Below are 26,216 nucleotides of genomic sequence, written 5' to 3'. Positions count from 1 at the left end.
TTCAGACGGCCTTTGAAATTGAGAAGTCACTTAAAATGAAAATGTAATTATTTTAATAATTTAAAAAGAGAGAAAAATGTCGAAGCCAAAGATTAGTTTAAATAAACTAGGTGAGTATTTAGATGCTACGCCATCTCGCCGTAGAAGAATAATTCAAGACCAACAAAATCCAGAGCCATTTATTACCACTCGTTATCAAGATGCAAGAGAGTGCATCATTAATTTTATTGCTGGGGGAATGATTGATGACGCAAAATTATTAGAATCTGCACAGGAGTTAAGAGAAAATCACTACTCCACTCCTTTTGTTCAGCAAGATAAGAGAGCCTCGGCAGAAGCAATGGAGCAATTCTTAGATATTGCAGATAATATTGATATAGATGGATTAAGAGTTGAGAGAATAGACAAAACACAATCATCTATTATGGAAGTGGCAGGAGTAGATGTTTCTATTCGTCCTGATGCTATCTTAAAAGATGAAGAAACAGGTCAAATAAAGGGAGCGATTAAACTTCATTTTTCTAAAACACATCCCTTGAATGAAAAGTCAGCAGGCTATGTTGCAACTACGCTGAAAGTATATTTAGAAAATGGAAATAAGGAATCAACTATTGATCCCAAAAAATGCTATTTAATTGATATTCCTACTGCTAAAGCTACAACTGCTTCCAAAGCTCATAAGAAAAAGATGAATGATGTCGAAGCTGCTTGTGAAGAAATTGATGCTAGATGGAAAAAAGAAGAGGCATAAATATTGGAAGTTATCTTTAAAATAAATGTAAGTTCAATTTATTTTTTAGATAATGTTACTTTGTTTTAAAGAGAATCCTACCATGTCCTGCGAACACCTAACCATGTCATACAGCACCTTTTCCAAAACCAAAAACGACGCACTTAAAGAGCCGATGTTTTTTGGTCAGCCGGTAAATGTTGCCCGTTATGACCAGCAGAAATACGAAGTATTTGAAAAACTGATTGAAAAACAATTGTCGTTTTTCTGGCGGCCGGAAGAAATCGACGTGTCGCGCGACCGTATTGACTACGCCAATCTGCCCGAACACGAAAAACATATTTTCATCAGCAACCTGAAATACCAAACCCTGCTCGATTCGATCCAAGGCCGCAGCCCGAATGTTGCGTTCTTACCTTTGGTGTCTATTCCCGAGCTGGAAACGTGGATTGAAACGTGGAGCTTCAGCGAAACCATCCACTCGCGCAGCTACACTCATATCATCCGTAATATCGTGAATGATCCTTCAGTCGTGTTTGATGATATTGTGCAAAACAAATACATTATCGCCCGAGCTGAAGACATTGCCTGCTATTACGATGATTTGATTGAATACACTCAGTATTACAATCTGTTGGGTGAAGGTACGCACAATGTCGGCGGCAAGCTTGTTACCGTATCTTTGCGCGAGTTGAAGAAAAAACTCTATCTCTGCCTGATGTGCGTCAACGTATTGGAAGCCATCCGCTTCTACGTTTCATTCGCCTGCTCTTTCGCCTTTGCCGAGCGCGAATTGATGGAAGGCAACGCCAAAATCATCAAACTGATTGCCCGTGACGAAGCCCTGCACCTGACCAGCACCCAGCATATGCTCAACCTGATGCGTGCCGGTGCCGATGATCCTGAAATGGCTGAAATTGCCAATGAATTGCAGGACGAATGCTTCAACCTCTTTAAAAAAGCAGCCGAGCAGGAAAAAGAATGGGCGGCCTATCTGTTTAAAGACGGCTCAATGATTGGCCTGAACAAGGAAATTCTGGCTCAATACGTTGAATACATTACCAATCTGCGTATGCAGGCGGTTGGCCTCCCTGCCGGGTTTGAAGGTGCGACCCAAAACCCGATTCCTTGGATTAACGCGTGGCTGTCTTCTGACAATGTACAGGTTGCGCCGCAAGAAGTGGAAATTTCCTCTTACCTGATTGGTCAGATTGATTCGGAAGTCAATGCCGACGATTTGGGCGATTTCGAGCTGTAAACCGCGTTTCAGACGGCCTTTGGGCGTAACCGGCCGTCTGAAAATCTCTTTTCAATCCTCAAGGTATAACCAAAAATGAAGATTTATGGCGACATTGCGGTAAAAGCAGCTGAATCATATTCTAAATATGAAGATATGGAACAAGCTTGGACAGAGATTGCGGCATCATTTCCCATCAAGGAGTCAATTAGAAAAAAAGGATGCCCAAAGAATGCATTTTTGGGATTGTGTAGTGCGGGGTTGGTTAAAGGAATCAACCCGGAAAAAGTCAAAACCAAACATTCCAAAAACGGAGAATATGCCGTTGCAGCGGTCAGCCTTTTAAAAAATGATCCCGAATGGGCAAATCAGAAAAAATCCGTTTTCTGGCGCGAAATTGTGGGTAATGAAAAAAAATATAACAGCCAGCTTCATGTCGTTTTGGCCTTGTGGGAAAAAGGCTTGATTATTTGAATTTATATATTTAAGGCCGTCTGAAACATTGTTCAGACGGCCTCTATGCCCTAAAACACACATGGCACTCATCAGCACACACGACAAAACCTTCCAACTCCAACAAGGCGAAACCTTATTGGAGGGCTTGGAGCGCACCGGACACGAGGTTGAATACCAATGTCGCAGCGGTTATTGCGGTTCATGCCGGGTCAAAATCTTGGATGGGAAAGTCTCTTATGATAATTTTCCGCTCGCTTTTGTCGCGCCCGGAGAAATTTTGCCGTGCTGCTGCCGGGTTACTGAAGACATCAAGCTTGATTGTCGGGAGCGCATCAAAGAACCTGATCTGTTTGATGTTGATTTATTTGAAGACAAATAAAAATGCCGTCTGAACATTGTGGTTGAAATCTTTGATTTCATGTCCACTGTTCAGACGGCATTTTGTATGGTTAAGCTTATTTACGCTCGCCAACCGGCAAAACTGTTTTGCCGAAAGATTCATTAATGACTTCCGCAGCGGCCAAGTAGAACGCACCAAGTGCAGTTACCAAGCCTAAGCAACCGCCGATATGGACGATGCTATGATTTTCCATGCCATCGCCAATGCCCAGGGCAAAGAAAGTCAGTGTCAAGAAAAAGAAAATACCGCTCAATACTTTAGGCTTGGTCAAGGTGGCCACAAACATCATCAGCGAAAACATACCCCATGCGCAAAGATACCAACCGATAAATGCCGGGGCTGTTTCACCTTTAAAAAAGATGGTAAACAAAGCCCATGTCCACCAGAAGGCGCCATAGCTGATAAAAGCGGTAAAGCCGAACGTATTGCCTTTCTTGAACTCAAACATACCGGCAATAACTTGGGCGATACCACCAAAGGCGAGAGCCATGCTCAAAACTAAGCCGACACCCTCTTGAGCAGTAAAAAAGCCGCCGTTAATCAGACTGAGCAACCAAGTTGTCAATGCAAAGCCACACAGGCCTACTGGACCTGGGTTCGCCAGGTTTTCTTTAGTAGTAGTCATTTTATTTCTCCTCTGGTTATTAAAATAGGAAACCCATTGTTACAGGTTTTATTTAAAATTAAAAGAAATAAATTTAAAAAAAATCAGGCCGTCTGAAAAATATTTTTCAAACAGCCTTGAATATTAATAATTAAACTATCCCAAAATTGCCAAGATTTTCCTTAATTCGTTGGCATCAATTTGGCCGGGGGCCGACGTTTTTTGTGCTGCACCAAAGGTAACGGCTGAGCCGAAAGTCGAGCCGGCCAAGCGGCTGACGGCTCCGGTTTTACCCATGGACATGGTAATAATCGGGCGGTCGATAATTTGTGAAACATCATATGTTGCCTGTAATAAGGTCAATACATCTTGCGGCGATTGCGGCATCACGGCAATTTTGCAGATATCCGCGCCCCACTCGGCCATTGTTTTCAGACGGCCTGTAATGTCTGCCAAAGACGGCGTGGCTTGGAAATCGTGATTGCAAAGCAAGGCGGCAGTTTGATACTCATGCGCCAAAGCAATGATTTGTTTGACGCCGCCCTCCTCGGCAAAAAGCTCAATGTCGATAATATCGGCTTGTTTGGAACAGATGATTTTTTCCAATAATTCAAAATAATAGTCATCCGAACAAGGCGTATTGCCGCCCTCTTGCGCCCTTCTAAACGTAAACAGCAAAGGCTTGGCAGGAAAAGCCTGTCGGACAATGCCTAATTGCTCGGCAATAAATTCGGCATCAAGCGCCTCTTGAAAAAAATCCGCACGAAATTCGATGATGTCAAAAGCCGTCTCTTTCAATATGTACAAAGCCTGCGCCAATTCCTGTGTATTAGCAGCCACCAGCGGCACGGCAATTTTAGGCAGGCCTTTGCCGATCTCGATATTTTTGATGATGACAGGTTTCATATTGTTCCTTTTTGCTTGTTCAAGCCAATCAGTGCAGATGCTCGTAGATGGTTTCCGCCAATGCTTTGCTGATGCCTTCCACTTTTTCCAAATCCTCGCGGCTGGCTGCAATCACACCGCGCAGGCCGCCGAATCGGGTGAGCAATGCTTGGCGGCGTTTGCTGCCGATACCGGGGATTTCGCTGAGTGAGGAAGTAACGCGTGTTTTGTCGCGTTTTTTGCGGTGGCCTGTAATGGCAAAGCGGTGCGATTCATCGCGTACGGTTTGCAATAAATGTAAAGCCGGGCTGTTGGGCGGCAGGCGGAAAACTTCTCCGGTAAAAGGCAGTATGAGTTCTTCCATGCCGGCTTTGCGCTCGGGGCCTTTGGCGATACCGACCAAAGGAATGTGCAGCCCGAGTTCTTCCCATACCGATACGGCAACGCCGATTTGCCCTTTGCCGCCGTCAATCAATACGACATCGGGCCATTTGACGGCCTCTCCGTTGGCTTCGGCTTCCTGCATTTTGCCGTAACGGCGCGTCAACACTTCGCGCATGGCGGCGTAGTCGTCGCCGGGTTTGGCGGTAGTGATGTTGTAGCGGCGGTATTGAGAAGGCTGGATGTTTTGCTCATCGTACACAACGCAGGACGCAATCGTGGCTTCGCCTTGCGTGTGGCTGATGTCGAAGCATTCAAGGCGGTTAAGGCCGTCTGAATCCATGCCGAGGATTTTGGCCAGTTCGTCGATGCGGTGTTGCTGGCTGCTTTGTTGCAGGCGGCGTTGGGCAATCGCCATTTGTGCGTTTTGCTCCGCCATTTTCAACCAGACTTTGCGTTCGCCTATGGTTTTGGTGACAAATTGCATCTGTTTGCCGTGTTCGCCTTCCAAAGCCTCTTTCAGCGCATCGGGAACGGGAAAGTTGCTGATGATGATGTCGGGTTTACTTTTGCCCAGATAATGTTGGGCGACAAAGGCTTCGGCGTAATCTTGTCCGTTTGGTTCGGGATCGTTTTTGGTGTCGGGGAAGAAGCTTTTATCGCCGACGTGCCGCCCGCCGCGTATGCTGACCCAGTGTACGCAGACCAGGCCGTCTGAAACCGCCAGCGCGAGCAAATCGATATCGTTGGGATTGTTCGGATTTTTGCTGTCGATAAACTGATTACTCTGCATGATACCGAGCGCTTGGATTTGATCGCGGTAACGCGCGGCTTCTTCAAATTGCAGATTGGCGGCGGCGGTTTGCATTTTGTGTTGCAAGGTGTGCGTCAGTTCGTCGGTTTTGCCATTAAGGAAAGTCGCGGCTTCACGCACGCTGTCGCGATAATCTTCTTCGCTGATGTAGCCGACACAAGGCGCGGTGCAACGTTTGATTTGGTAAAGCAGGCAAGGACGGTCGCGGTGTTCAAACACGCTGTCTTCACAGGTACGCAACATAAAAACTTTTTGCAACAATTGAATGCTGTCGCGCACGGCGTTGCTGTTGGGATACGGGCCGAAATATTGATTAGGCTTCTTCAGCGTGCCGCGGTAATACGCCATTTGCGGATATTGATGGCCGCTGAGCATCAAATAAGGATAGCTTTTGTCATCGCGGAAAAGAATATTGTATTTCGGCGACAAGGCTTTGATGAAGTTGTTTTCGAGAATCAGTGCTTCGGCTTCGGAACGCGTGATGGTGGTTTCGATATGGTGAACCTGTTTTACCATCAATGCGATGCGCGGCGAATGGTCGCTTTTTTGGAAATAGCTGGAAACGCGCCGCTTGAGATTGACCGCTTTACCGACATACAAAACATTGTTGTCTTCGTCAAAAAAACGGTACACGCCAGGCAGGTTAGGTAGATTTTTCAGAAAAAGAGGTAAATCGAACGGTTCGGTTGCGCTCACGGGATTTTCTTTTGGAATAAGCAGGCCGTCTGAAAATGTTTCAGACGGCCTTTTTCATTGACGTTTAAGATTCTTGAGACGGAGTATCTTCAGTTTCTACCACTTGGTTTTCAGCTGCATCGCTTTCTAAAGCGGCTTCATCTTCAGCCTCTTCAGCCACGCGCTCCAAGCTGACCAAGGTTTCGCCTTCATCCAGATTAATCAGGCGGACACCTGCGGCAGCGCGGCCGGTCTCACGGATTTGCTCAACTTTGGTACGAATCAGGACGCCGCCGCTGGTAATCAGCATCAGGTCGTCGGTTTCGCTGACCAAAGTCGCGGCAACCAAATCGCCGTTGCGTTCGCCGGTATTGATGGCGATATTGCCTTGGCCGCCTTTGTTTTTACGGCTGTAATCGGCAATCGGGGTACGTTTGCCATAGCCGTTGGCCGTAGCGGTCAATACTTGCAAATCACTTTGCTCGGCCTCAGGGGCGAAGGTAATCAGGCTGACAATCTTGCCATCGGCCGGCAGGCGCATACCGCGCAAACCGCCGCTGCCGCGACCGGACGGACGGACACCGTGTTTGCCGCTTGGCAATGCGTTTTCGGCATTTTCATCATCCAGGCCGTCTGAATCTTCGTTTTCGGTTTCGATATCGGCATCTTCTGCCTCATCGTTGCCGGATTTTTCCCAATATTCGTTAAAGCGGATGGCTTTGCCCAAGTTGGAGAACAACATAATATCGTCCGCACCGCCGGTTTGCGCTGCGCCGACCAAGTAATCGCCTTCTTTAAGCGCGATGGCTTTGATGCCTTGGCTGCGGACGTTTTTAAACGCAGACAGCTGGACTTTTTTCACCATGCCTTGTGCAGTGGCGAAGAAGACGTATTGGTCTTCCGGGAACTCGCGGACGGCCAAGATGGCGCTGACTTTTTCACCTTCTTCCAATTGGATGACGTTGTTAATCGGACGGCCGCGGCTGTTGCGGCCGCCTTCCGGCAGTTTGTACACTTTAATCCAATGGCACTTGCCCAAATTGGTGAAGCACATCAAATAATCATGCGTATTGGCAACAAACAGGGTTTCGATAAAATCTTCGTCTTTGGTGGCCGCTGCCTGTTTACCGCGACCGCCGCGACGCTGCGCCTGATAATCGGTAGTCGGCTGGGTTTTGATGTAGCCGCCATGAGTCAGGGTAACGACCATTTCGCGTTGCGGAATCAGGTCTTCATCGGCAATGTCGCCACCAAACGGATTGATTTCGCTGCGACGCTCATCACCAAAGTTGGCTTTAATATCTGCCAATTCTTCGCGGATGATTTGGGTAACGCGTTCAGGTTTGGAAAGAATATCCACGAAATCAATGATTTTACTCATCAGGTTTTTATATTCGCCGACAATTTCTTCCTGATCGAGGCCGGTCAGGTTGCGCAGGCTCATGCGCAGGATGGCATCGGCTTGCAATTCGCTCAGGTAATAGCCTTGACTGTGCAGACCCAAATTTTCAGGCAAGCCTTCAGGGCGCATCATTTGCAGGTCCAAATCCGTACGGCTGAGCATATCTTCAACCAAGCTGCTGCGCCATGGGCGGGACAGCAGTTTTTCTTTGGCTTCCGGCGCATTGGCAGATTCTTTGATCAGACGGATGATTTCGTCGATATTGGACAAGGCCACCGCTTTACCTTCGGCAATATGGCCTTCATGACGCGCTTTTTTCAGGCGGAACAGGGTACGGCGGGTAACGACTTCGCGACGGTGGCGCAGGAATTCGGACAGGATTTGTTTCAGGTTCAGCAAACGCGGCTGGCCGTCAACCAAGGCCACCATGTTGATACCGAAGCTGTCTTGCAGCTGGGTCAGTTTGTAGAGTTGATTCAAAACGACTTCGGCATTTTCATTGCGTTTCAATTCGATTACGACACGCATACCAGATTTGTCGGACTCGTCGCGCAGGTCGGATACGCCTTCCAACGTTTTTTCGCGTACCAATTCGCCGATTTTCTCAACCAGCTTGGCTTTGTTTACTTGATATGGGATTTCATCGATTACAATGGCTTCGCGCTCGCCGTTTTTGCCGATAGGCTCGATATGGGTTTTACCGCGCATGACCACGCGGCCGCGGCCAGTTTTATAGCCTTCGCGAACGCCGCTCAAGCCGTAAATAGTTGCGCCGGTCGGGAAATCGGGCGCTTGGATAATGTTGATCAGCTCGTCAATTTCAGTTTCAGGCTCATCCAACAAGCGCAGGCAGGCATTGATGGTATCGCCCAAATTGTGCGGCGGGATATTGGTTGCCATACCGACGGCAATACCGGACGAACCGTTTACCAACAGCGCGGGGAAACGGGTCGGCAATACCAGCGGCTCATGTTCGCTGCCGTCATAGTTGGGGCCGAAATTGACGGTTTCTTCTTCAATATCCGCCAGCATTTCATGGGAAATCTTTTCCATGCGGATTTCGGTATAACGCATGGCTGCCGCGGCCAATCCGTCAACGGAACCAAAGTTGCCCTGACCGTCGATCAGCACATAACGCATGGAAAAATCTTGCGCCATGCGGACGATGGTATCGTAAACGGCCGTATCGCCGTGGGGATGGTATTTACCGATAACGTCGCCGACGATACGCGCCGATTTTTTATAGGCGGAATTCCAGTTGTTTTTCAACTCGTGCATCGCGTACAACACGCGGCGGTGTACCGGCTTGAGACCGTCGCGGACATCCGGCAGGGCTCGACCCACAATCACGCTCATGGCGTAATCGAGGTAGCTCTTGCGCATTTCGTCTTCAAGGCTGACAGGCAGGGTTTCGAGTGCAAATTTATGGTCGTTGCGGATGGTTGCGTCGGTCATGATTATCTGTAATTTCTTATGGCAAAAATCTTGTTAATTCTACCACAAAACAAGCGGTTTATGGCTTTTGCGTGAAGGCCGTCTGAAACAGGGTTTCAGACGGCCTTTATTCTTTCTAAGCAATCATTTAAAGGCTGCAAGAAACTTCATTGGACGCCTGAAGGCTCAACGCTTTGCGTTTTTTGGCCTTTTCATAACGGCAGCGTTGGCGCGGTGTATTGATTTCCAATGGCGGCACGGCAACCGGCTTGCCGTCTTCTACGGCAACCATGGTGAAGTAGCAGCTGTTGGTATGGCGCACTTCGCCAGTGCGGATGTTTTGCGCTTCAACGCGGATGCCGACTTCCATAGAAGTGCGGCCAGTGTAGTTGATGCTGGCGTAAAAGGTTACCAGTTCGCCGACATGGATAGGCTCTTTAAACAAAACTTTATCGACAGACAAGGTAACGCAGTAGTTGCCGCTGTATCGGCTGGCGCAGGAATAAGCGACTTGGTCGAGCAGGCGCAATAATTCGCCGCCGTGGACGTTGCCGCTGAAGTTTGCCGTATCCGGCATCATCAGCTCAGACATGATGAGTTCGTGAGAAGGAAGTTGGCGTGCTTGTTCCATGGTTTGGCCTCTTGAAGTGGTTCGTTTTTAAGGCCGCCTGTTATTTCAGACGGCATGTTTTGTAGGAATTTTGATTCTACCGTTTTTGAGTGGAAAAATTCAATCTGGCGCACCTAATCATAGCCATTTTCTACGTGAGAAGAAAATCAGCAGTCCGATGATAATGCACAGCATCACACCCAAAACCATGAAATAGCCGTAATGCCAATGCAGCTCGGGCATATTGTCGAAGTTCATGCCGTAGATGCCGGTGATGACGGTCAGCGGCATGAAGATGATGGTAATAACCGTCAACACGCGCATTTGCTGGTTCATGCGGTTGGATTGGAAGGAAAGGTAAATGTCCATCATGCTCAACACCATATCACGCGAGGCATCAAGCGATTCGATAAGCTGCATATTGTGGTCGTACACATCGCGCAGATAAACGGTCGATTCGCCTTTGAAAATAGCAAAATCGCCGCGTACGGCCAGTTGGTAAAACACATCACGCAAGGGCAAAAGCGTTCGGCGCAGGCGGACGGCATCGCGCTTGAGGCGGTGAATCTTACTGAGAATATCGCTGTTTTCATTTTTAAACAGGGACTTGTCTATGGTTTCAAAACGGTTGTTGTATGATTCCAAAACGATAAAATAGTCGTCCACAATGCGGTCAAGCAGGCAATACGCCAGAAACGCCGTGTTTTTGTTCAAAATATTGTGCGGATTTTCGTGCATCTGCCGGCGCAGATGACTGAACAAGCCCAGCGGTTTTTGTTGGAAAGACAATACAAAATCTTTGCCGATAATCACATATACTTGGTCGGAATGGAGCTTGCCTGTGGTGGTGTAATGGTAAACCTGTGCGGCAGTAAACACATAGTTGCCGTAGTCTTCGATTTTCGGGCGCTGCTTGCGGCTGAGAATGTCTTCAATAACCAGCTCATGGATGCCGTAAGGCTCAAGCGCGTGTTTGAGCAAAGCAGCATCATTGATGCCGACAAAATGCAGCCAGTTGATTTGGCCTTCTTGCGGGCGTGCAATATCGGGCAAAGCCTTTCCGGCAAGATAATCATGCTGAACAAAGGTATCGGCGGAATATAAGGTTTGATGAATGGCGGAACGCGGCGCATTGTCCGTGTTGCTGCGCTGCATGGCCTGCTCTTGCAGATTGTCGTTTGTCTCAACAGGATTGGCTGGTTTATTCATAAAAAGAAATCATGTTTATTGGTTTGAATAGATTGTACAGACATAAAAGGCCGTCTGAAAACTGATTTTCAGACGGCCTGATGACATTGATTAATGTTTTATTAGGCTTGAGGCGCTGTTTGTTCCAACTCTAATGCGGCGGCGAGTAAGGACAAGCGTGCCATTACGCCGTAAACGTAAAGGCGGTTGTGTTCGTTGTCCACGTCGCAGTCTTTTTCGGAGCGTGGCATACCGAGCGAATCCCATTGTTCGAATACGCGTTTGCAGGCTTCGGGCGCTTCTTGGGAATTGTCGCCGCTGCCGGTGGGAATGCTGTTGGACAGTGGCACAAACACCATGCCGCCGGCGTTGAGGTTTTCGTCCGCTCCGCGTCCTTCGTGTACACGGAAGAAACCGCCGATGACGAAACGGTCCATCATATAAACGACAGGTTCGCTGACGGCGCCGTTCATGGTTTCATAGGTATAAATACCTTCTTGGACAATGACTTCACTGACTTCCAAACCTTCTTTGACTTTTGCCATTTTATTGCGGTTTTTACGGTTCAATCCGCGCACTTCATCGGCGGATTTAACGCTCATCACGCCCATGCCGTAAGTGCCTGCGTCGGCTTTCACAATAACGAAAGGCTGGTCGGCAATACCCAATTCATCGTATTTGGCTTGAATTTTCGCCAATACGCGTTCTACCGCGCCTGCCAACGCATCTTCGCCTTCGCGCTCTTGGAAATCCAAACCGCCGATTTTTTCAAAATAAGGATTAATTTGCCATTCGTCGATATCAATCAGCTTGGCAAATTCGGCGGCAACTTGGTTGTACGCACTGAAATGTTCTGTTTTGCGGCGCGTCGTCCAACCGCCGTGCAATGGAGGCAATATGGTTTGGCTGATGCCTTTGAGAATGTCGGGAACGCCGGCGGACAAGTCGTTATTCAACAAAACAACGCAAGGCGAAAAACCGTCGGCAAGGTGGACGCGCTCGCGGGTACGCAATAAAGGTTCCAGCAGGATTTTATCGCCCAGCGCGGTTTCAAACTCAGTCGGCTCGGTTACCTCAGGATTCAGGCTGCCCAAACGGACTTCATACCCTGCCGAACGCAAAATCTCGCTGAGTGCGTAAACGTTTTGCAGATAGAATGTGTTGCGTGTATGGTTTTCAGGAATAATCAATACGGATTTTGCCGTTTCACAGGCGCGCTGTACCGCATCTTGCGCGGCAACCGCCGCCAGCGGGATAAAGTTTGGATTCAAATTATTGAAGCCGCCCGGAAACAAATTCATATCGATAGATGAAATTTTGTAACCGGCATTGCGGATGTCAACCGAACCATAAAACGGCGGACGGTGTTCGTTCCAGTGCGAACGAAACCATGCTTCGATTTTGGCATGATTGGCAAGAATTTTTCTCTCGAATTCCTGAAATTGAGTCAGGTACTCAGGAGCCAGAACCGGTAATTTCATTCTCTATACCTCTTGGTAAATGTGGATATTAAGTGAGAATGATAGAACTTTTTAGTGCATTTCGACAAGCATTCTTTCAGATAAAATGCATCTTTTTGTCAACAATTCTACAATTTGTCTAATTTTTAATAAGAGATTTTGAAACTTTACAACAAATTTTAAAAATTGGACAAATTTCTATTGCACAGCCCCTATAAAAAGCCTAAAATCCGCCCATAAACACAAACCATCATTCATACTTACCAATTAGCAAAGAAACTCATCATGAGCGCACAAACCCTTTACGATAAACTTTGGAACAGCCACGTCGTCCGCGAAGAAGAAGACGGCACTGTCCTGCTTTACATCGACCGTCATTTGGTTCACGAAGTTACCAGCCCGCAGGCATTTGAAGGCTTGAAAATGGCCGGCCGCAAACTCTGGCGTATCGACAGCGTGGTTTCCACCGCCGACCACAATACCCCGACAGGCGACTGGGACAAAGGTATCCAAGACCCGATTTCCAAACTGCAAGTCGATACTTTGGACAAAAACATCAAAGAGTTTGGCGCACTCGCCTACTTCCCGTTCATGGATAAAGGCCAAGGTATTGTGCACGTCATGGGCCCGGAACAAGGCGCCACCCTGCCCGGCATGACCGTGGTCTGCGGCGACTCGCACACCTCTACCCACGGCGCATTCGGCGCATTGGCTCACGGTATCGGTACTTCCGAAGTCGAACATACCATGGCAACCCAGTGTATTACCGCGAAAAAATCCAAATCCATGCTGATTTCCGTTGAAGGCCGTCTGAAACCCGGTGTTACCGCTAAAGACGTAGCGCTTTATATCATCGGCCAAATCGGTACGGCCGGTGGTACAGGTTACGCCATCGAGTTTGGCGGCGAAGCCATCCGCAGCCTTTCTATGGAAGGCCGCATGACCTTGTGCAATATGGCGATTGAAGCCGGTGCGCGCTCAGGCATGGTTGCCGTCGACCAAACCACCATCGACTATGTAAAAGGCAAACCTTTCGCACCTAAAGGCGAAGCATGGGACAAAGCCGTCGAATACTGGCGCACGCTGGTGTCTGACGAAGGCGCAGTTTTTGATAAAGAATACCACTTCAAAGCCGAAGACATCGAGCCTCAAGTAACCTGGGGTACATCTCCTGAAATGGTTTTGGACATCAGCGGCAAAGTACCGAATCCTGCCGAAGAAACCGATCCGGTCAAACGCAGCGGCATGGAACGCGCCCTTGAATACATGGGCTTGGAAGCGGGTACGCCATTGAACGAAATCCCTGTCGATATCGTCTTTATCGGATCTTGTACCAACAGCCGTATCGAAGATTTGCGCGAAGCCGCTGCTATCGCCAAAGGCCGCAAAAAAGCGGACAATGTACAACGCGTGTTAATCGTTCCCGGCTCCGGCTTGGTTAAAGAACAAGCTGAAAAAGAAGGCTTGGACAAAATTTTCATCGATGCCGGCTTCGAATGGCGCGAACCGGGCTGCTCGATGTGCCTCGCCATGAATGCCGACCGCCTGACCCCGGGACAGCGTTGCGCCTCCACTTCCAACCGTAACTTTGAAGGCCGTCAAGGCAACGGCGGACGCACCCATCTCGTCAGCCCGGCTATGGCAGCCGCAGCCGCGGTAACCGGCCGTTTTACCGACATCCGCACTATGGCTTAAAACATGTTCAGACAGCCTTTATTCATCAGGCCGTCTGAAACAATACATTGCCCAATTAAGTTTTCCCATTGCGCAAAACGTTTGAAAACCTTCTCAATCAATCGATACCTTGAAAGGAATCTACTATGAAAAAACTGTTTGCATTGGCTGCCGCAGCCCTTATCCTGTCAGCTTGTTCCAGCACTTGGTCCGGCGCAAAAAACGATGCCAACCGCAATTGGGACAAAACCAAAGAGACTGCCGAGCGCGTAGCCGATAAAACCAAAGAAACCGCAGAACACGTTGCCGACAAAACCGGCGAAGCCGTTAAAAAAGGCGGCAATGCAGTAGGCCGCGGCATGAGCCATGTTGGAGAAAAAATCGAAGCCGCTACCGAATAATTCGGTAAATCAGGCCGTCTGAAGCTCCTGACTCCGTTTCAGACGGCCTGATACATTATTAATTTTCCAGACATTTTCACGATTCCAAGCAAAGGAAGAAACAATGAGTAATCCGTCAAGCTGGTTTGGTATTCACGCTCATGATTTGGATCGCGCCAAAGCCTTTTACGAATCCGTATTCGACAAGCCCCTGCAAGACGTTGGCGGCAACGGATTCCGTTTCATCATTTTTCCAGCCGATTACACCCAACACGGTACGGCCGGCATGATTTGGCACGACAGTAATGCTCAGCCCGGCCACGGTGGAACGACTATTTTCTTCAATTGCCCGGATTGTGCCGAAACCGCAGAAAAAGCCGTTGCAGCAGGCGGCAAACTGTTACAAGAGAAATTCCGCATTGCCAACGGCTTTGCCGCATTTATCGAAGATACAGAAGGCAACCGAATCGGTTTGCACAGCATACGCTAAGCCGAATAGCCATAAAATTTCCCATTATTACTATAAGAACCTGACATGAAAGCCTTTACCAAAATTACCGCCATCGTCGCCCCGCTCAACCGCAGCAATGTCGATACCGACGCCATCATCCCCAAACAATTTTTAAAATCCATCAAACGCAGCGGCTTCGGCCCTAATGCCTTTGACGAATGGCGTTACCTCGACCACGGCGAACCTGGCATGGACAACAGCAAACGCCCGTTGAATCCGGATTTCTCCCTGAACCAACCACGCTATCAAGGCGCGCAAATCCTATTGACGCGTAAAAACTTTGGTTGTGGCTCTTCACGCGAACACGCCCCTTGGGCATTGGACGACTACGGCTTCCGCGCCATCATTGCCCCCAGCTTTGCCGACATCTTCTTCAACAACTGCTACAAAAACGGCCTTTTACCCATCGTTTTGACCGAAGAACAGGTTGACCAGCTTTTCAAAGAAGTTGAAGCCAACGAAGGCTATCAACTCTCCATCAACCTTGCCGAGCAAACCCTGACCACTCCTAGCGGCGAGACATTCACATTCGACATTACCGAACACCGCAAACACTGCCTCTTAAACGGCTTGGACGAAATCGGCCTGACTCTGCAACACGCCGACGAAATCCGCGATTTCGAAGAAAAACGCCGCCAAAGCCAACCTTGGCTGTTTAACGGTTGATATACCAAAGGCCGTCTGAAAAATTTAAGCGTTTCAGACGGCCTTTACTGAATGTTTTGGGATAGTCCATGAGATCATTCGACGAATTAATCCAAACCCAAGACCCTGCATGGCCATTGATTCAAGAGTGGCTTGAGGAAGCGACAAACAGCGTTGAAGTCCTGCCTCGTACACTTGAAAAGGTACAGGAAGAACTTTTCAAAACCCAAGTAACGATACGTTCGTTTATGGGCGCTGTCGTTTATGAAACCGGCGGCATCCTGATTGATGATGGCTGGTTGCGGATACTGGGTTCCGGCAGTACGAAGCTACCCCGTGGTCTGGGAAGTTGGAATCTGAGCCGCACACAATCCGAGCCAGCAGGCCCTGCTCCCTATTATCTGTTTGCCGATGATGTTGCTGGAGGCTATTTTGCGATTAATGGTGGAGGATTGAATGGCAAAGTAGGTAATGTTTTCTACCTGCCACCGGATACCTTGGAATGGGAAGATTGCGGTAAAGGTTACGGCGACTTCTTAAATTGGGCATTGAACGGCGATTTGCAGTTGTTTTACGAAAACCTGCGTTGGGAAAATTGGCGCGAAGAAATCCGTGATTTGAATGGTGACAGCGTTTACACGTTCTTTCCGTTTTTATGGACTGAAGAAGGCAGCGATATAAACCAAGTCAGCCGCAAGCGTGTTCCCATAGCAGAACATTATGCTTCCACTTTGGATTTGCAAAATACAACTCCATAAAAAGCATTTTCAGACGGCCTTGTTGTTACAATTCAAATAAAGCATCCTTAAAAACGTATTGGTCTGAAGTTTAATTTCTACCTAACCATACCATGATTACCGACACCATAAGCAATGCTACCCGCTACGCTGTCCTGCATCCTGACTTTGCCGAGGCCTTCCATCTGTTGCAGACCCTAGATTTTGCCAATCTGCCGGACGGTCAAGTGCCGTGCGAAAATCCCAATATCCGTATTTTTATCGGCAGCGAGCCGATGAGGACTCAAGGCGAAGCTAAGCCTGAAGCGCACTTAAAACACATTGATATTCAAACGCCGATTGATGGCAGCGAAACGTATGGCTGGATAGACAGAGGCCGTCTGAAAAACGGTTTAGGCTACAACGAAAAACGCGATATCGAGTTTTTCGACTGCGAGCCGGAAACCTGGTTGACCTTGGAGCCCGGCGAATTTGCGCTATTTTTCTCGAATGATGCGCATGCCCCATTGGTCGGCGACAGGGCAAACATACGCAAAGTTGTTTTTAAAATCCGTGTTGAAACCGAACGTCTATAATTTTTCAGACGGCCTTACTTCCTTATTCAGGACACAATATGTCTTTTTTCAGCAGGTTGTTCCGCTCTAAACCTAAATTAATGACTTGGCAGGAATTTGTCGAATACTTTGCCCGTCGCATCCAAGAAGAATTGGATCTTGAGGCAAAAATCGACTGGGGCGAAAACATTGCTTCTTCGCCTATCATCATCCAGTTTTCCGAAGATGATGAAGCATCGTTCAGCACATATTTGAGCAACCATTACACAAGTTATCTGCAAAATCCCGAGGCCTTGGAGGCTATTGTTGCTGCCAATTTAGCGGTTATCGATAAGATTCAAGATGCTGATGCCAGTGTTTCAGCACAACAAATTCTTCCGACAATTAAAAATACGATTTATCTGGAAAACGTCAGACTGATTACAAATACGGACAAAGACGAACCTGCCGATTATCTGGTATACAAACCGATTGCGGGCGATATCATGTTGCTTTACATGGTGGATACGGAAGAATCCATGCATACGCTCAATCGTGAGCATATGAAAGAAGCCGGTATTGAAGATGAGGACGCCTTGTATCGTACCGCCATGGATAATTTGCGCCAACGGATGAATGGAGGTGTTCAAATTCATCATGCCGAAGGTTGGTCATTGGCTCAAATCCATTTGGACAACGACTATGATGCTTCCCTGATTTTGCTTTTGGACGAAGTGCTTAAAGACGATCCTATGCTGCCGGTCAACCCTGTTTTTGCAGTCCCGGCACGCAACGCCCTGCTCGTTTGCAGCCCATCCGATGAAGAGGCTTTGCAGGCGATGGCAAATATTGCCCTGCAGGCATTTGAAGACTCTGCCTACGCGATTTCTACCCAGCTTTACCAGTACCATAATGGTACAATCAGCGTTTTCAGAGCAAATTGATTTAAGGCCGTCTGAAAAACAGGCGACCTGCCCTTTACCTAAAACCTTCCCATAAGGAAACCCGAAATGACCAAACATATCGCTATCTTGCGCGGCGACGGCATCGGCCCTGAAATCGTTGCAGAAACCGTCCGTGTACTCGACAAACTTATCGAACAAGGTTTGGATGTCAGCTACGAATACGCACCTTTGGGCGGCGAAGCCTATGACGAATACGGCCATCCTTATCCAGAATTCACACAAAACCTTTGCCGCAAAGCCGATGCGGTCCTGCTTGGTGCAGTCGGTTCTCCTCAATACGACAATCTCGATCGTCCGCTGCGCCCTGAACGCGGCTTATTGGCTATTCGTAAAGACTTGAATCTGTTTGCCAATTTGCGCCCTGCCATTTTGTATAAAGAGCTGGCCAATGCTTCTACTTTGAAACCTGAAATCGTAGCCGGCCTCGACATCCTTATCGTACGCGAACTGACCGGCGATATTTACTTTGGCGAGCCGCGCGGCATCCGTGTTTTGGAAAACGGCGAACGCGAAGGCTACAACACCATGAAATACAGCGAAAGCGAAATCCGCCGTATTGCCCACGTTGCCTTCCAATCCGCCCAAAAACGCAGCAAAAAAGTCTGCTCCGTAGGCAAAGCCAACGTTTTGGAAACCACCGAACTGTGGCGCGAAATCTTTGAAGAAATCGGCAAACAATATCCTGATGTTGAGCTTTCCCATATGTACGTCGACAATGCCGCCATGCAGTTGGTACGCGCGCCCAAACAATTTGACGTGATTGCCACCGGCAACATCTTCGGCGACATCCTCTCTGACGAAGCCTCCATGCTGACCGGCTCCATCGGTATGCTGCCTTCTGCTTCTTTGGACGAAAACGGCAAAGGCCTGTACGAACCGTCTCACGGCTCCGCTCCTGACATTGCCGGTCAAAACAAAGCCAATCCACTGGCGACCGTATTGTCTCTTGCCATGCTGCTGCGTTACAGCCTGAACGACGAAACACGCGCGCAACAAGTTGAAAACGCCGTACAAAAAGTACTGCAACAAGGCTTGCGTACCGGCGACATTTACGAAGAAGGCACCAAACTGGTTTCCTGCTCCGAAATGGGCGATGCCGTATTGGCCGCTTTGTAAGAGGCCGTCTGAAAAAAAGCGTGGGACCAATCCCACGCTTTTTTATATACAAAAACTTGAAACCATAAAAAAGGGCGTGTCTTCACACGCCCTTATGTCTTTTCAGACGGCCTTAAGACTGAAGCAATCAACCTCTTTTGTGTTTGCCGCCAAAGCTGTCGTTAGACTTGCGCTTGCCTTTAAAGCCTTCGCCGCCTTTTTTGAAACCTTCAGACTTCTTGAAACCGTCTTTCTTAAAGCCATCTTTTTTGAAGCCGTCTTTTTTATGACCTTCGCCGCGTGATTTGCCGCCAAAGCCTTCTTTGCCCGGTTTCTTATCACCGCGCCAGCCGCCGGATTTACGATCGCCCCAGCCGCCTTTGCCTTTCGGCTTGCCGCCTGCGGATTTACGTTTGCGTGTCGGCTCCATACCTTCGATGGTCAGTTCAGGCAATTTACGGCCGATGTATTTTTCGATTTTGTGTACTTTGACGTATTCGTTCACTTCGGCAAAAGTAATCGCAATACCGGTACGGCCTGCGCGACCGGTACGGCCGATGCGGTGGACGTAGTCTTCCGCCTGTTTCGGCAGATCGTAGTTGATAACGTGGGTAATGGTCGGTACGTCGATACCGCGTGCGGCGACGTCGGTGGCAACCAAAATTTTGCAGCGGCCTTTGCGCAAGTCCATCAGCGTGCGGTTGCGCCAGCCTTGCGGCATATCGCCGTGCAGACAGTTGGCGGCGAAACCTTTTTCGTACAATTCATCCGCGATGACTTCGGTCATGGCTTTGGTGGACGTGAAAATCACGCATTGGTCGATGTTGGCGTCGCGCAGAATGTGGTCGAGCAGGCGGTTTTTGTGGCGCATGTCGTCGCAGTACAGCAGCTGCTCTTCGATTTTGCCTTGGTCGTCCACGCGCTCAACTTCGATGATTTCAGGGTCTTTGGTCAGTTTGCGCGCGAGTTTGCCGACTGCGCCGTCCCAAGTGGCGGAGAATAACAAAGTCTGACGGTCAGTCGGGGTGGCTTCGACGATGGTTTCGATATCGTCGATAAAGCCCATGTCCAACATACGGTCGGCTTCGTCCAAAATCAGCACTTCTAAGCGGGCGAAATCGACTTTGCCGCTTTGCATCAAGTCCATCAGACGGCCCGGCGTGGCGACAATCAGGTCAACCGGTTTGCTCAGGGCGCGGGTTTGGTAGCCGAAAGATGCGCCGCCGACAATACTGACGGTGCGGAACCAACGCATATTTTTAGCATACGCCAGCGCATTTTTTTCCACCTGGGCCGCCAATTCGCGGGTCGGCGTCAACACCAACGCGCGCGGGCCTTTGCCCGGTTTTTCGCTGCGCTTGGTCAGCCGCTGCAACGTCGGCAGCAGGAAGGCGGCGGTTTTGCCTGAACCGGTTTGTGCCGAAGCCATAATGTCGCGGCCGTCCAAAGCAAACGGAATCGCTTGCGCCTGAATCGGAGTCGGGCTTTCATAACCCTCGCTGCGTACGGCTGACAAAATGTTTTTATCAAGGTTCAAATCGGCAAATTTAATAGACATGGCTATCCTAAAGAGACAACAACGCGCACGCCTGAACAATTTCAGACGACCTGAAGCAAAGGAAAGTAACGATACGGGAAATGTGAAGTTACAGGGTTGTCGCAAGCATCTTGCTTGTGGTTAACATCGACGACAACCTGCACAGAAAAGGCTTTGCCAATAAGCAAGCAATAAAAGAAACGCGCCCGAAACGGCGGTTTAGGTTGGATGACGATGGCTTCGTATCAAAAGGCGAACGGCGGATAATATAGATTTTATGGATAACAGTCAAGCAAAAAGGCATCAAGTGCGTTAAAATCCAACCCCTTCCCAATACTTATTCAGGCCGTCTGAAACCATGACCGACATTACCCCCTTTGCCAACCGCTTGGGCAAAAACATCAAACATCTTATGAAATGGGCCAAACGCAACAATATCGAAGCCTGGCGCATTTACGACCGCGATATACCCCAATTCCCCTTCGCCGTCGATGTTTACGGCGACCAAATCCACCTTCAGGAATACGATACCGGCTGGCTGATGCAGCCCGAAGAATACGAAGCATGGCTTGCCGATGTATTGGAAGCCATCGGTTTTGTGACCGGTTTTGCACCCGAACAAATCCACCTCAAACGCCGCGAACGTCAAAAAGGCTTGCAGCAATACGAGAAAACCGGCAAAACCGGCGACGATTTCGTCATCACGGAAAACAGCCGCAAGTTTTGGGTCAACCTCGACAAATACCTCGACACCGGCCTTTTCCTCGACCACCGCAACACACGCAAAAAAGTCGGCGAAACCGCAGCGGGCAAACGCTTCCTCAACCTGTTTTCCTACACCGGCAGCTTTACCGTCTATGCCGCAACCGGCGGCGCGGTATCCAGCGAAACCGTCGATTTGTCCAACACTTATCTCGATTGGGCGAAACGCAATTTCGAACTCAACGGCATCGACACCGAACAACACAAAATCGTCCGCGCCGACGTGTTCCAATATCTGCAAAATGCCGCAGACGAAGGCAAAAAGTTCGACCTGATTGTCATGGATCCGCCCAGCTTTTCCAACAGCAAAAAGATGCTCGACATCCTCGACATCCAGCGCGACCATAAAAAGCTGATTGACGGTGCAATGAGCCTGCTCGCTTCAGACGGCATTCTGTATTTCTCCAACAACCTGCGCAGTTTTGTGTTGGACGATTCGGTCGCGGAACAATACGCCGTCAAAGACATTTCCAAGCAGTCCGTTCCCGACGATTTCCGCAACAAAAAAATCCATCAATGCTGGGAAATCAAGCATAAATAAGCATCAGGCCGTCTGAAAGCCAGTTTTCAGACGGCCTGATTACCATATTGAATCTCTCAATCAATAAGCGCATAATTGAAAAAATTGTTGACAATATTAAAAGGAAAATAACATGCAAAACTACCTGACGCCCAATTTCTCATTCGCCCCCATGATTCCGGAACGCGCGCTCGGCAGCCGTGTTTGGGATACTGAAGGACGAGAATACATTGACCTGTCAGGCGGTATTGCAGTGAACGCGCTGGGGCATTGCCATCCCGATTTGGTCGCGGCCTTGGCCGAACAGGCACAAAAACTTTGGCATATTTCTAATATCTATACCACCCAACCGGCACAAGAATTGGCCAAAAAACTGGTCGAAAACACCTTTGCCGACAAAGTGTTTTTCTGCAATTCCGGCGCAGAAGCCAATGAAGCCGCGTTAAAACTGGCGCGCAAATACGGCCGCGATCATTTTGGCGAACACAAAACCGAAATCATCTCCTGCCTCAACAGCTTCCACGGCCGCACCCTGTTTACCGTTTCCGTCGGCGGCCAGCCCAAATACAGCAAAGATTACGCGCCGCTGCCGTCAGATATTACCCATGTTCCATTTAATGATATTGCCGCATTGGAAGCCGCCGTCGGCGATAAAACCTGCGCCGTGATTATCGAGCCGATTCAAGGTGAAAGCGGCATCCTGCCTGCCACTCAAGAATATCTGCAAGCCGCACGCCGTTTGTGCGACAAACACGGCGCCTTGCTGATTTTGGACGAAGTGCAAACCGGCATGGGCCATACAGGCAAACTGTTTGCCTACGAGCATTACGGCGTAACACCCGATATTCTCAGCTCCGCCAAAGCCTTGGGTTGCGGTTTCCCGATTGGCGCGATACTGACCACCGATAAAATCGCCCCAACCTTCGGCCCCGGAACACATGGTTCAACCTTCGGCGGCAATCCGATGGCGTGTGCGGTCGGCAGCCGTGCATTTGACATCATCAATGCGCCCGAAACATTGGCACACGTTGAACAACAAGGCCAAAAACTTCAGACGGCCTTGCGTGAATTGGGCGTAAAAACCGGCGTATTTAAAGAAGTCCGCGGCATGGGTTTGCTGCTCGGCTGCGTATTGGCAGACAAATACGCAGGCAAGGCATCGGAAATCACCGCCGCCGCTTTGAAACACGGCCTGATGGTACTGGTTGCCGGAGCCAATGTGGTGCGCTTCGCTCCCAGCCTGCTGCTGAACGATAAAGACATGACCGAAGGCTTGAAACGTTTTGAAGCGGCTTTGAACGAATGGTTGGCCTGATTTTCAAAACCCAATAGCCAAATCCGCCGACAGCTTAGTGAAGGCCGTCTGAAAGACCGTTTGAGTTTTTCAGACGGCCTTTTCTCAATATTAAAAACAATATCCGCCTACATTCCCTGTCATTTGATGTTTGTTAAAAATCATACCGCCTCTTCATGTTACGCTTGGCAAACAATTTGATTTTACGAAGAAAAGGAGCAGGAGATGGTATCGTTGAAAACCCAAATCGCCGGTTTTTCCTTTGACAACTGCCTGATGAATGCCGCTGGGGTGTCATGCATGACTGTTGAGGAATTGGAAGCCGTCAGACAGTCTTCAGCAGGCACTTTCGTTACCAAAACCGCAACGCTTTCCCCCCGCCAAGGCAATCCCGAACCGCGCTATCATGATGTTCCTCTCGGCAGCATCAATTCGATGGGCTTGCCAAACCAAGGCATTGATTACTATCTGGATTACCTGCTTACCCTTCAAGAATCTCATCCCAAAAGGGCTTTTTTCCTCTCGCTGGTCGGTATGTCGCCCGATGAAACGCATATATTGTTAAAAAAAGTGCAAAACAGCGGGTTCAACGGTATTAACGAACTCAATCTTTCCTGCCCAAACGTCCCCGGCAAGCCGCAAATCGCCTATGATTTTGAAACCACCGAGCGGATTTTGAGCGAAGCCTTCAGCTACTTCGACAAGCCTTTGGGCATAAAATTGCCGCCATATTTCGATATCGTCCATTTCGATCAAGCGGCGGAAGTGTTCAACCGTCATCCCCTAAAATTCGTCAACTGTGTCAACTCCATCGGCAACGGCATGTATATCGAAGACGAATCCGTCGTCATCCGCCCGAAAAACGGCTTCGGCGGCATAGGCGGCCAATACATCAAACCGACCGCTCTTGCCAATGTCCACGCGTTCTATCAAAGACTGGATCCGTCTATCCAAGTCATTGGAACAGGCGGCGTTTACAGCGGCCGGGATGCGTTTGAACACATCTTGTGCGGCGCAAGCATGGTGCAGATCGGCACGGCGCTACACCAGCAAGGCGTAGGCATTTTCGAACGGATTTCCCTTGAATTAAAAGCCATCATGGCGCAAAAAGGCTACGAAAAACTGGAAGACTTCAAAGGTAAATTGAAATATTTGGCATAAGGTTTACGCTAAAAACGCCCAAGGCCGTCTGAAAATTTCAGACGGCCTTGTTGTATAATTATTCCCCACATTACCCGTCTTCCCCCTTCAATGAAACTCAACCCCCAACAGCAAGCCGCAGTCCAATATCTTGGCGGCCCCCTGCTCGTCCTTGCCGGTGCAGGCAGCGGAAAAACCGGCGTGATTACGCAAAAAATCAAGCATTTGATTGTCAATGTCGGCTATCTGCCGCATACCGTCGCCGCGATTACCTTTACCAACAAAGCCGCTACGGAAATGCAGGAACGCGTTGCCAAAATGCTGCCCAAATCGCAAATGCGCGGGCTGACGATTTGCACGTTCCACTCTTTGGGCATGAAGATTCTGCGCGAAGAGGCGAACCAAATCGGTTACAAAAAAAACTTTTCCATCCTCGACTCTACCGACAGCGCGAAAATCATCGGCGAACTCTTGGGCGGTACGGGCAAAGAAGCCATATTCAAAGCGCAACACCAAATTTCCCTTTGGAAAAACGATTTAAAAACGCCCGAAGAGTTTGTTCAGACGGCCTCCAATGTGTGGGAACAGCAAACAGCGCGCATCTATGCGAGTTATCAGGAAACCCTGCAAAGCTATCAGGCGGTGGATTTCGACGACTTAATCCGTCTGCCCGCCGTGCTGTTGCAGCAAAACAGCGAAGTGCGCAACAAATGGCAGCGGCGGCTGCGTTATCTGTTGGTTGACGAATGTCAGGACACCAATACCTGCCAATTTACGCTGATGAAGCTTCTGACCGGCGCGGAAGGCATGTTTACCGCCGTCGGCGACGACGACCAGTCCATCTACGCATGGCGCGGTGCAAACATGGAAAACCTGCGCAAAATGCAGGAAGACTATCCGCAGATGAAAGTCATCAAGCTGGAGCAGAATTACCGCTCCACCGCGCGGATTCTCAAAATCGCCAACAAAGTGATTGAAAACAACCCCAAGCTGTTCACGAAAAAACTTTGGTCGCAGTTTGGCGAAGGTGAAATCGTCAAAGTCGTCGCCTGCCAAAGCGAGCAGCACGAAGCCGACTGGGTCGTCAGCCAAATCGTCAAGCAGAAACTGGTCGGCGGTGACAAAACCCAATACGCCGATTTCGCCGTGTTATACCGCGGCAACCATCAGGCGCGGATTTTTGAAGAAGCCTTGCGCAGCGCGCGTGTTCCCTACCAACTCTCCGGCGGACAGAGTTTTTTCGACAAAGCCGAAATCAAAGACGTTTTGTCCTACTTGCGCCTGCTTGCCAATCCCAATGACGATCCCGCCTTCCTGCGCGCCGTAACTACACCCAAACGCGGCATCGGCGATGTAACGCTGGGCAAGCTCAACACCTACGCGCACGAACACGAATGCAGCCTGTATGAAGCCGCGCAAACTGAAGAAGCGCTTGCCCTGTTGAACCATACTAACCGCCAACACCTGCAAGCTTTCATGGACATGATGGAAAGCTACCGCGCCAAAGCTGAAACCAGCGAAGCAGGCGAGCTTATTCATAACCTGCTGAAAGAAATCGACTACGAAAACCACCTGTTGGCTAACGAAGAAGGCAAAGCAGGCGAAATCAAATGGCACAACGTTACCGACCTGACCGGCTGGCTGGAACGCAAAGGTGAGCAAGACGGCAAAAACATCATCGAGCTTGCCCAAACCATCGCTCTGATGACGCTTTTGGAAGGTAAAGGCGAAGAAGAAGTCGATGCCGTCAAACTCTCCACCCTGCACGCCTCCAAAGGCTTGGAATACCCCTACGTTTTCCTTGTCGGTTGCGAAGAAGGTATCTTGCCGCACAACGACAGCATCGAAGAAGACAATGTCGAAGAAGAGCGCCGCCTGATGTATGTCGGCATCACCCGCGCCAAACGCCAGCTTACACTGACCCACTGCCTCAAACGCAAAAAGCAAGGTACATGGCAGTTCCCCGAGCCAAGCCGCTTCATAGACGAAATGCCGCAGGAGGACATCAAGATTTTAGGCCGCAAAGGCGGCGATCCGATTGTGAGCAAGGAAGAAGGAAAAAGTAACTTAGCAGGCTTGCTGGATATGCTGGGGAATAAAAAGAAAGGATAACGCAAGGCCGTCTGAAAACAAGGTTTCAGACGGCC

General features: G+C 49.2%; 24 protein-coding genes. 16 read left to right on the top strand and 8 right to left on the bottom strand.

Going from position 1 to position 26,216, the window contains the following annotated elements:
* Window positions 1-76: 76 nt before the first annotated feature.
* From HMPREF2711_RS07420 to yfaE, 4 genes are all read left to right on the top strand, one after another.
* On the top strand, window positions 77-751 hold the full coding sequence (locus HMPREF2711_RS07420) for a hypothetical protein (RefSeq protein ID WP_070615930.1): 675 nt from the start codon (window positions 77-79) through the stop codon (window positions 749-751).
* 103 nt (window positions 752-854) lie between these two features.
* Window positions 855-1,988 (top strand): class Ia ribonucleoside-diphosphate reductase subunit beta, encoded by a 1,134-nt coding sequence (nrdB, locus tag HMPREF2711_RS07415; protein WP_107831932.1) that lies wholly within the window; start codon window positions 855-857, stop codon window positions 1,986-1,988.
* Window positions 1,989-2,063: 75 nt separating this feature from the next.
* Window positions 2,064-2,441, top strand: a complete 378-nt coding sequence (locus HMPREF2711_RS07410) for a DUF6979 family protein (RefSeq protein WP_070615928.1) — start codon at window positions 2,064-2,066, stop codon at window positions 2,439-2,441.
* A gap of 61 nt (window positions 2,442-2,502) precedes the next feature.
* Window positions 2,503-2,802: a class I ribonucleotide reductase maintenance protein YfaE gene (gene yfaE / locus HMPREF2711_RS07405; RefSeq protein ID WP_003686421.1), complete on the top strand. Its 300-nt coding sequence runs from the start codon at window positions 2,503-2,505 to the stop codon at window positions 2,800-2,802.
* Between the two features lie 76 nt (window positions 2,803-2,878).
* On the opposite strand, the gene HMPREF2711_RS07400 is transcribed toward yfaE, so the two are convergent.
* The 7 genes from HMPREF2711_RS07400 to gshA all read right to left on the bottom strand — a co-directional run bounded on the left by HMPREF2711_RS07400 (window position 2,879) and on the right by gshA (window position 12,297).
* On the bottom strand, window positions 2,879-3,448 hold the full coding sequence (locus tag HMPREF2711_RS07400) for an acetate uptake transporter (RefSeq protein ID WP_070615927.1): 570 nt from the start codon (window positions 3,446-3,448) through the stop codon (window positions 2,879-2,881).
* 135 nt (window positions 3,449-3,583) lie between these two features.
* Entirely contained in the window at window positions 3,584-4,333 is a 750-nt protein-coding gene (gene aroD / locus HMPREF2711_RS07395; protein ID WP_070615925.1) for a type I 3-dehydroquinate dehydratase, read from the bottom strand.
* A 28-nt stretch (window positions 4,334-4,361) separates the two neighbouring features.
* Window positions 4,362-6,203: an excinuclease ABC subunit UvrC gene (uvrC, locus tag HMPREF2711_RS07390; RefSeq protein ID WP_070615923.1), complete on the bottom strand. Its 1,842-nt coding sequence runs from the start codon at window positions 6,201-6,203 to the stop codon at window positions 4,362-4,364.
* Between the two features lie 64 nt (window positions 6,204-6,267).
* Window positions 6,268-9,039, bottom strand: a complete 2,772-nt coding sequence (gene gyrA, locus HMPREF2711_RS07385) for a DNA gyrase subunit A (protein ID WP_049349455.1) — start codon at window positions 9,037-9,039, stop codon at window positions 6,268-6,270.
* Between the two features lie 127 nt (window positions 9,040-9,166).
* Window positions 9,167-9,649: an acyl-CoA thioesterase gene (locus tag HMPREF2711_RS07380; RefSeq protein WP_003746615.1), complete on the bottom strand. Its 483-nt coding sequence runs from the start codon at window positions 9,647-9,649 to the stop codon at window positions 9,167-9,169.
* 117 nt (window positions 9,650-9,766) lie between these two features.
* Window positions 9,767-10,837, bottom strand: coding sequence for a magnesium/cobalt transporter CorA (gene corA / locus HMPREF2711_RS07375; RefSeq protein ID WP_049322415.1), 1,071 nt, complete (start codon window positions 10,835-10,837; stop codon window positions 9,767-9,769).
* Window positions 10,838-10,938: 101 nt separating this feature from the next.
* A complete protein-coding gene (gene gshA / locus HMPREF2711_RS07370) occupies window positions 10,939-12,297 on the bottom strand; it encodes a glutamate--cysteine ligase (protein ID WP_070615921.1) in 1,359 nt (452 codons plus the stop codon).
* A gap of 264 nt (window positions 12,298-12,561) precedes the next feature.
* Here gshA and leuC point away from each other — a divergent pair, with 264 nt between their 5' ends.
* From leuC to leuB, 8 genes are all read left to right on the top strand, one after another.
* Window positions 12,562-13,971 carry a 3-isopropylmalate dehydratase large subunit gene (leuC, locus tag HMPREF2711_RS07365; RefSeq protein WP_003746610.1) on the top strand — a complete coding sequence of 470 codons (1,410 nt, stop codon included), beginning with the start codon at window positions 12,562-12,564 and terminating at the stop codon, window positions 13,969-13,971.
* A gap of 125 nt (window positions 13,972-14,096) precedes the next feature.
* A complete protein-coding gene (locus HMPREF2711_RS07360; RefSeq protein WP_003746608.1) occupies window positions 14,097-14,351 on the top strand; it encodes a hypothetical protein in 255 nt (84 codons plus the stop codon).
* 103 nt (window positions 14,352-14,454) lie between these two features.
* Window positions 14,455-14,820: a VOC family protein gene (locus HMPREF2711_RS07355; RefSeq protein WP_003746606.1), complete on the top strand. Its 366-nt coding sequence runs from the start codon at window positions 14,455-14,457 to the stop codon at window positions 14,818-14,820.
* A 45-nt stretch (window positions 14,821-14,865) separates the two neighbouring features.
* The gene (leuD, locus tag HMPREF2711_RS07350) at window positions 14,866-15,507 is read left to right on the top strand and encodes a 3-isopropylmalate dehydratase small subunit (protein WP_003746604.1); all 642 of its coding nucleotides are present in this window, start codon (window positions 14,866-14,868) and stop codon (window positions 15,505-15,507) included.
* A gap of 68 nt (window positions 15,508-15,575) precedes the next feature.
* Window positions 15,576-16,244: a DUF2625 domain-containing protein gene (locus HMPREF2711_RS07345; protein ID WP_003746602.1), complete on the top strand. Its 669-nt coding sequence runs from the start codon at window positions 15,576-15,578 to the stop codon at window positions 16,242-16,244.
* 92 nt (window positions 16,245-16,336) lie between these two features.
* Window positions 16,337-16,798, top strand: coding sequence for a NanQ anomerase/TabA/YiaL family protein (locus tag HMPREF2711_RS07340; protein WP_003746600.1), 462 nt, complete (start codon window positions 16,337-16,339; stop codon window positions 16,796-16,798).
* A gap of 38 nt (window positions 16,799-16,836) precedes the next feature.
* Window positions 16,837-17,700, top strand: coding sequence for a DUF1444 family protein (locus HMPREF2711_RS07335; RefSeq protein ID WP_003746598.1), 864 nt, complete (start codon window positions 16,837-16,839; stop codon window positions 17,698-17,700).
* A gap of 66 nt (window positions 17,701-17,766) precedes the next feature.
* Complete coding sequence (gene leuB, locus HMPREF2711_RS07330; protein ID WP_003746596.1) at window positions 17,767-18,837, top strand: 3-isopropylmalate dehydrogenase; 1,071 nt, start codon at window positions 17,767-17,769, stop codon at window positions 18,835-18,837.
* Window positions 18,838-18,964: 127 nt separating this feature from the next.
* Here leuB and HMPREF2711_RS07325 read toward each other — a convergent pair whose 3' ends face one another.
* Entirely contained in the window at window positions 18,965-20,374 is a 1,410-nt protein-coding gene (locus tag HMPREF2711_RS07325) for a DEAD/DEAH box helicase (protein ID WP_003746595.1), read from the bottom strand.
* Between the two features lie 337 nt (window positions 20,375-20,711).
* Here HMPREF2711_RS07325 and HMPREF2711_RS07320 point away from each other — a divergent pair, with 337 nt between their 5' ends.
* From HMPREF2711_RS07320 to rep, 4 genes are all read left to right on the top strand, one after another.
* Complete coding sequence (locus HMPREF2711_RS07320; protein WP_070615919.1) at window positions 20,712-21,656, top strand: class I SAM-dependent methyltransferase; 945 nt, start codon at window positions 20,712-20,714, stop codon at window positions 21,654-21,656.
* Window positions 21,657-21,768: 112 nt separating this feature from the next.
* Window positions 21,769-22,950, top strand: coding sequence for an aspartate aminotransferase family protein (locus tag HMPREF2711_RS07315; RefSeq protein WP_070615917.1), 1,182 nt, complete (start codon window positions 21,769-21,771; stop codon window positions 22,948-22,950).
* A gap of 204 nt (window positions 22,951-23,154) precedes the next feature.
* Window positions 23,155-24,090 carry a dihydroorotate oxidase gene (locus HMPREF2711_RS07310; RefSeq protein ID WP_070615915.1) on the top strand — a complete coding sequence of 312 codons (936 nt, stop codon included), beginning with the start codon at window positions 23,155-23,157 and terminating at the stop codon, window positions 24,088-24,090.
* 90 nt (window positions 24,091-24,180) lie between these two features.
* Entirely contained in the window at window positions 24,181-26,181 is a 2,001-nt protein-coding gene (gene rep / locus HMPREF2711_RS07305) for a DNA helicase Rep (RefSeq protein ID WP_070615913.1), read from the top strand.
* Window positions 26,182-26,216 lie beyond the last annotated feature (35 nt).

It is taken from the genome of Neisseria sp. HMSC070A01, assembly GCF_001810165.1.
Taxonomy (GTDB): Bacteria; Pseudomonadota; Gammaproteobacteria; order Burkholderiales; family Neisseriaceae; genus Neisseria.
Note: the sequence above shows the minus strand (reverse complement) of the source record. Positions and strands in the feature narration are given on the sequence as shown.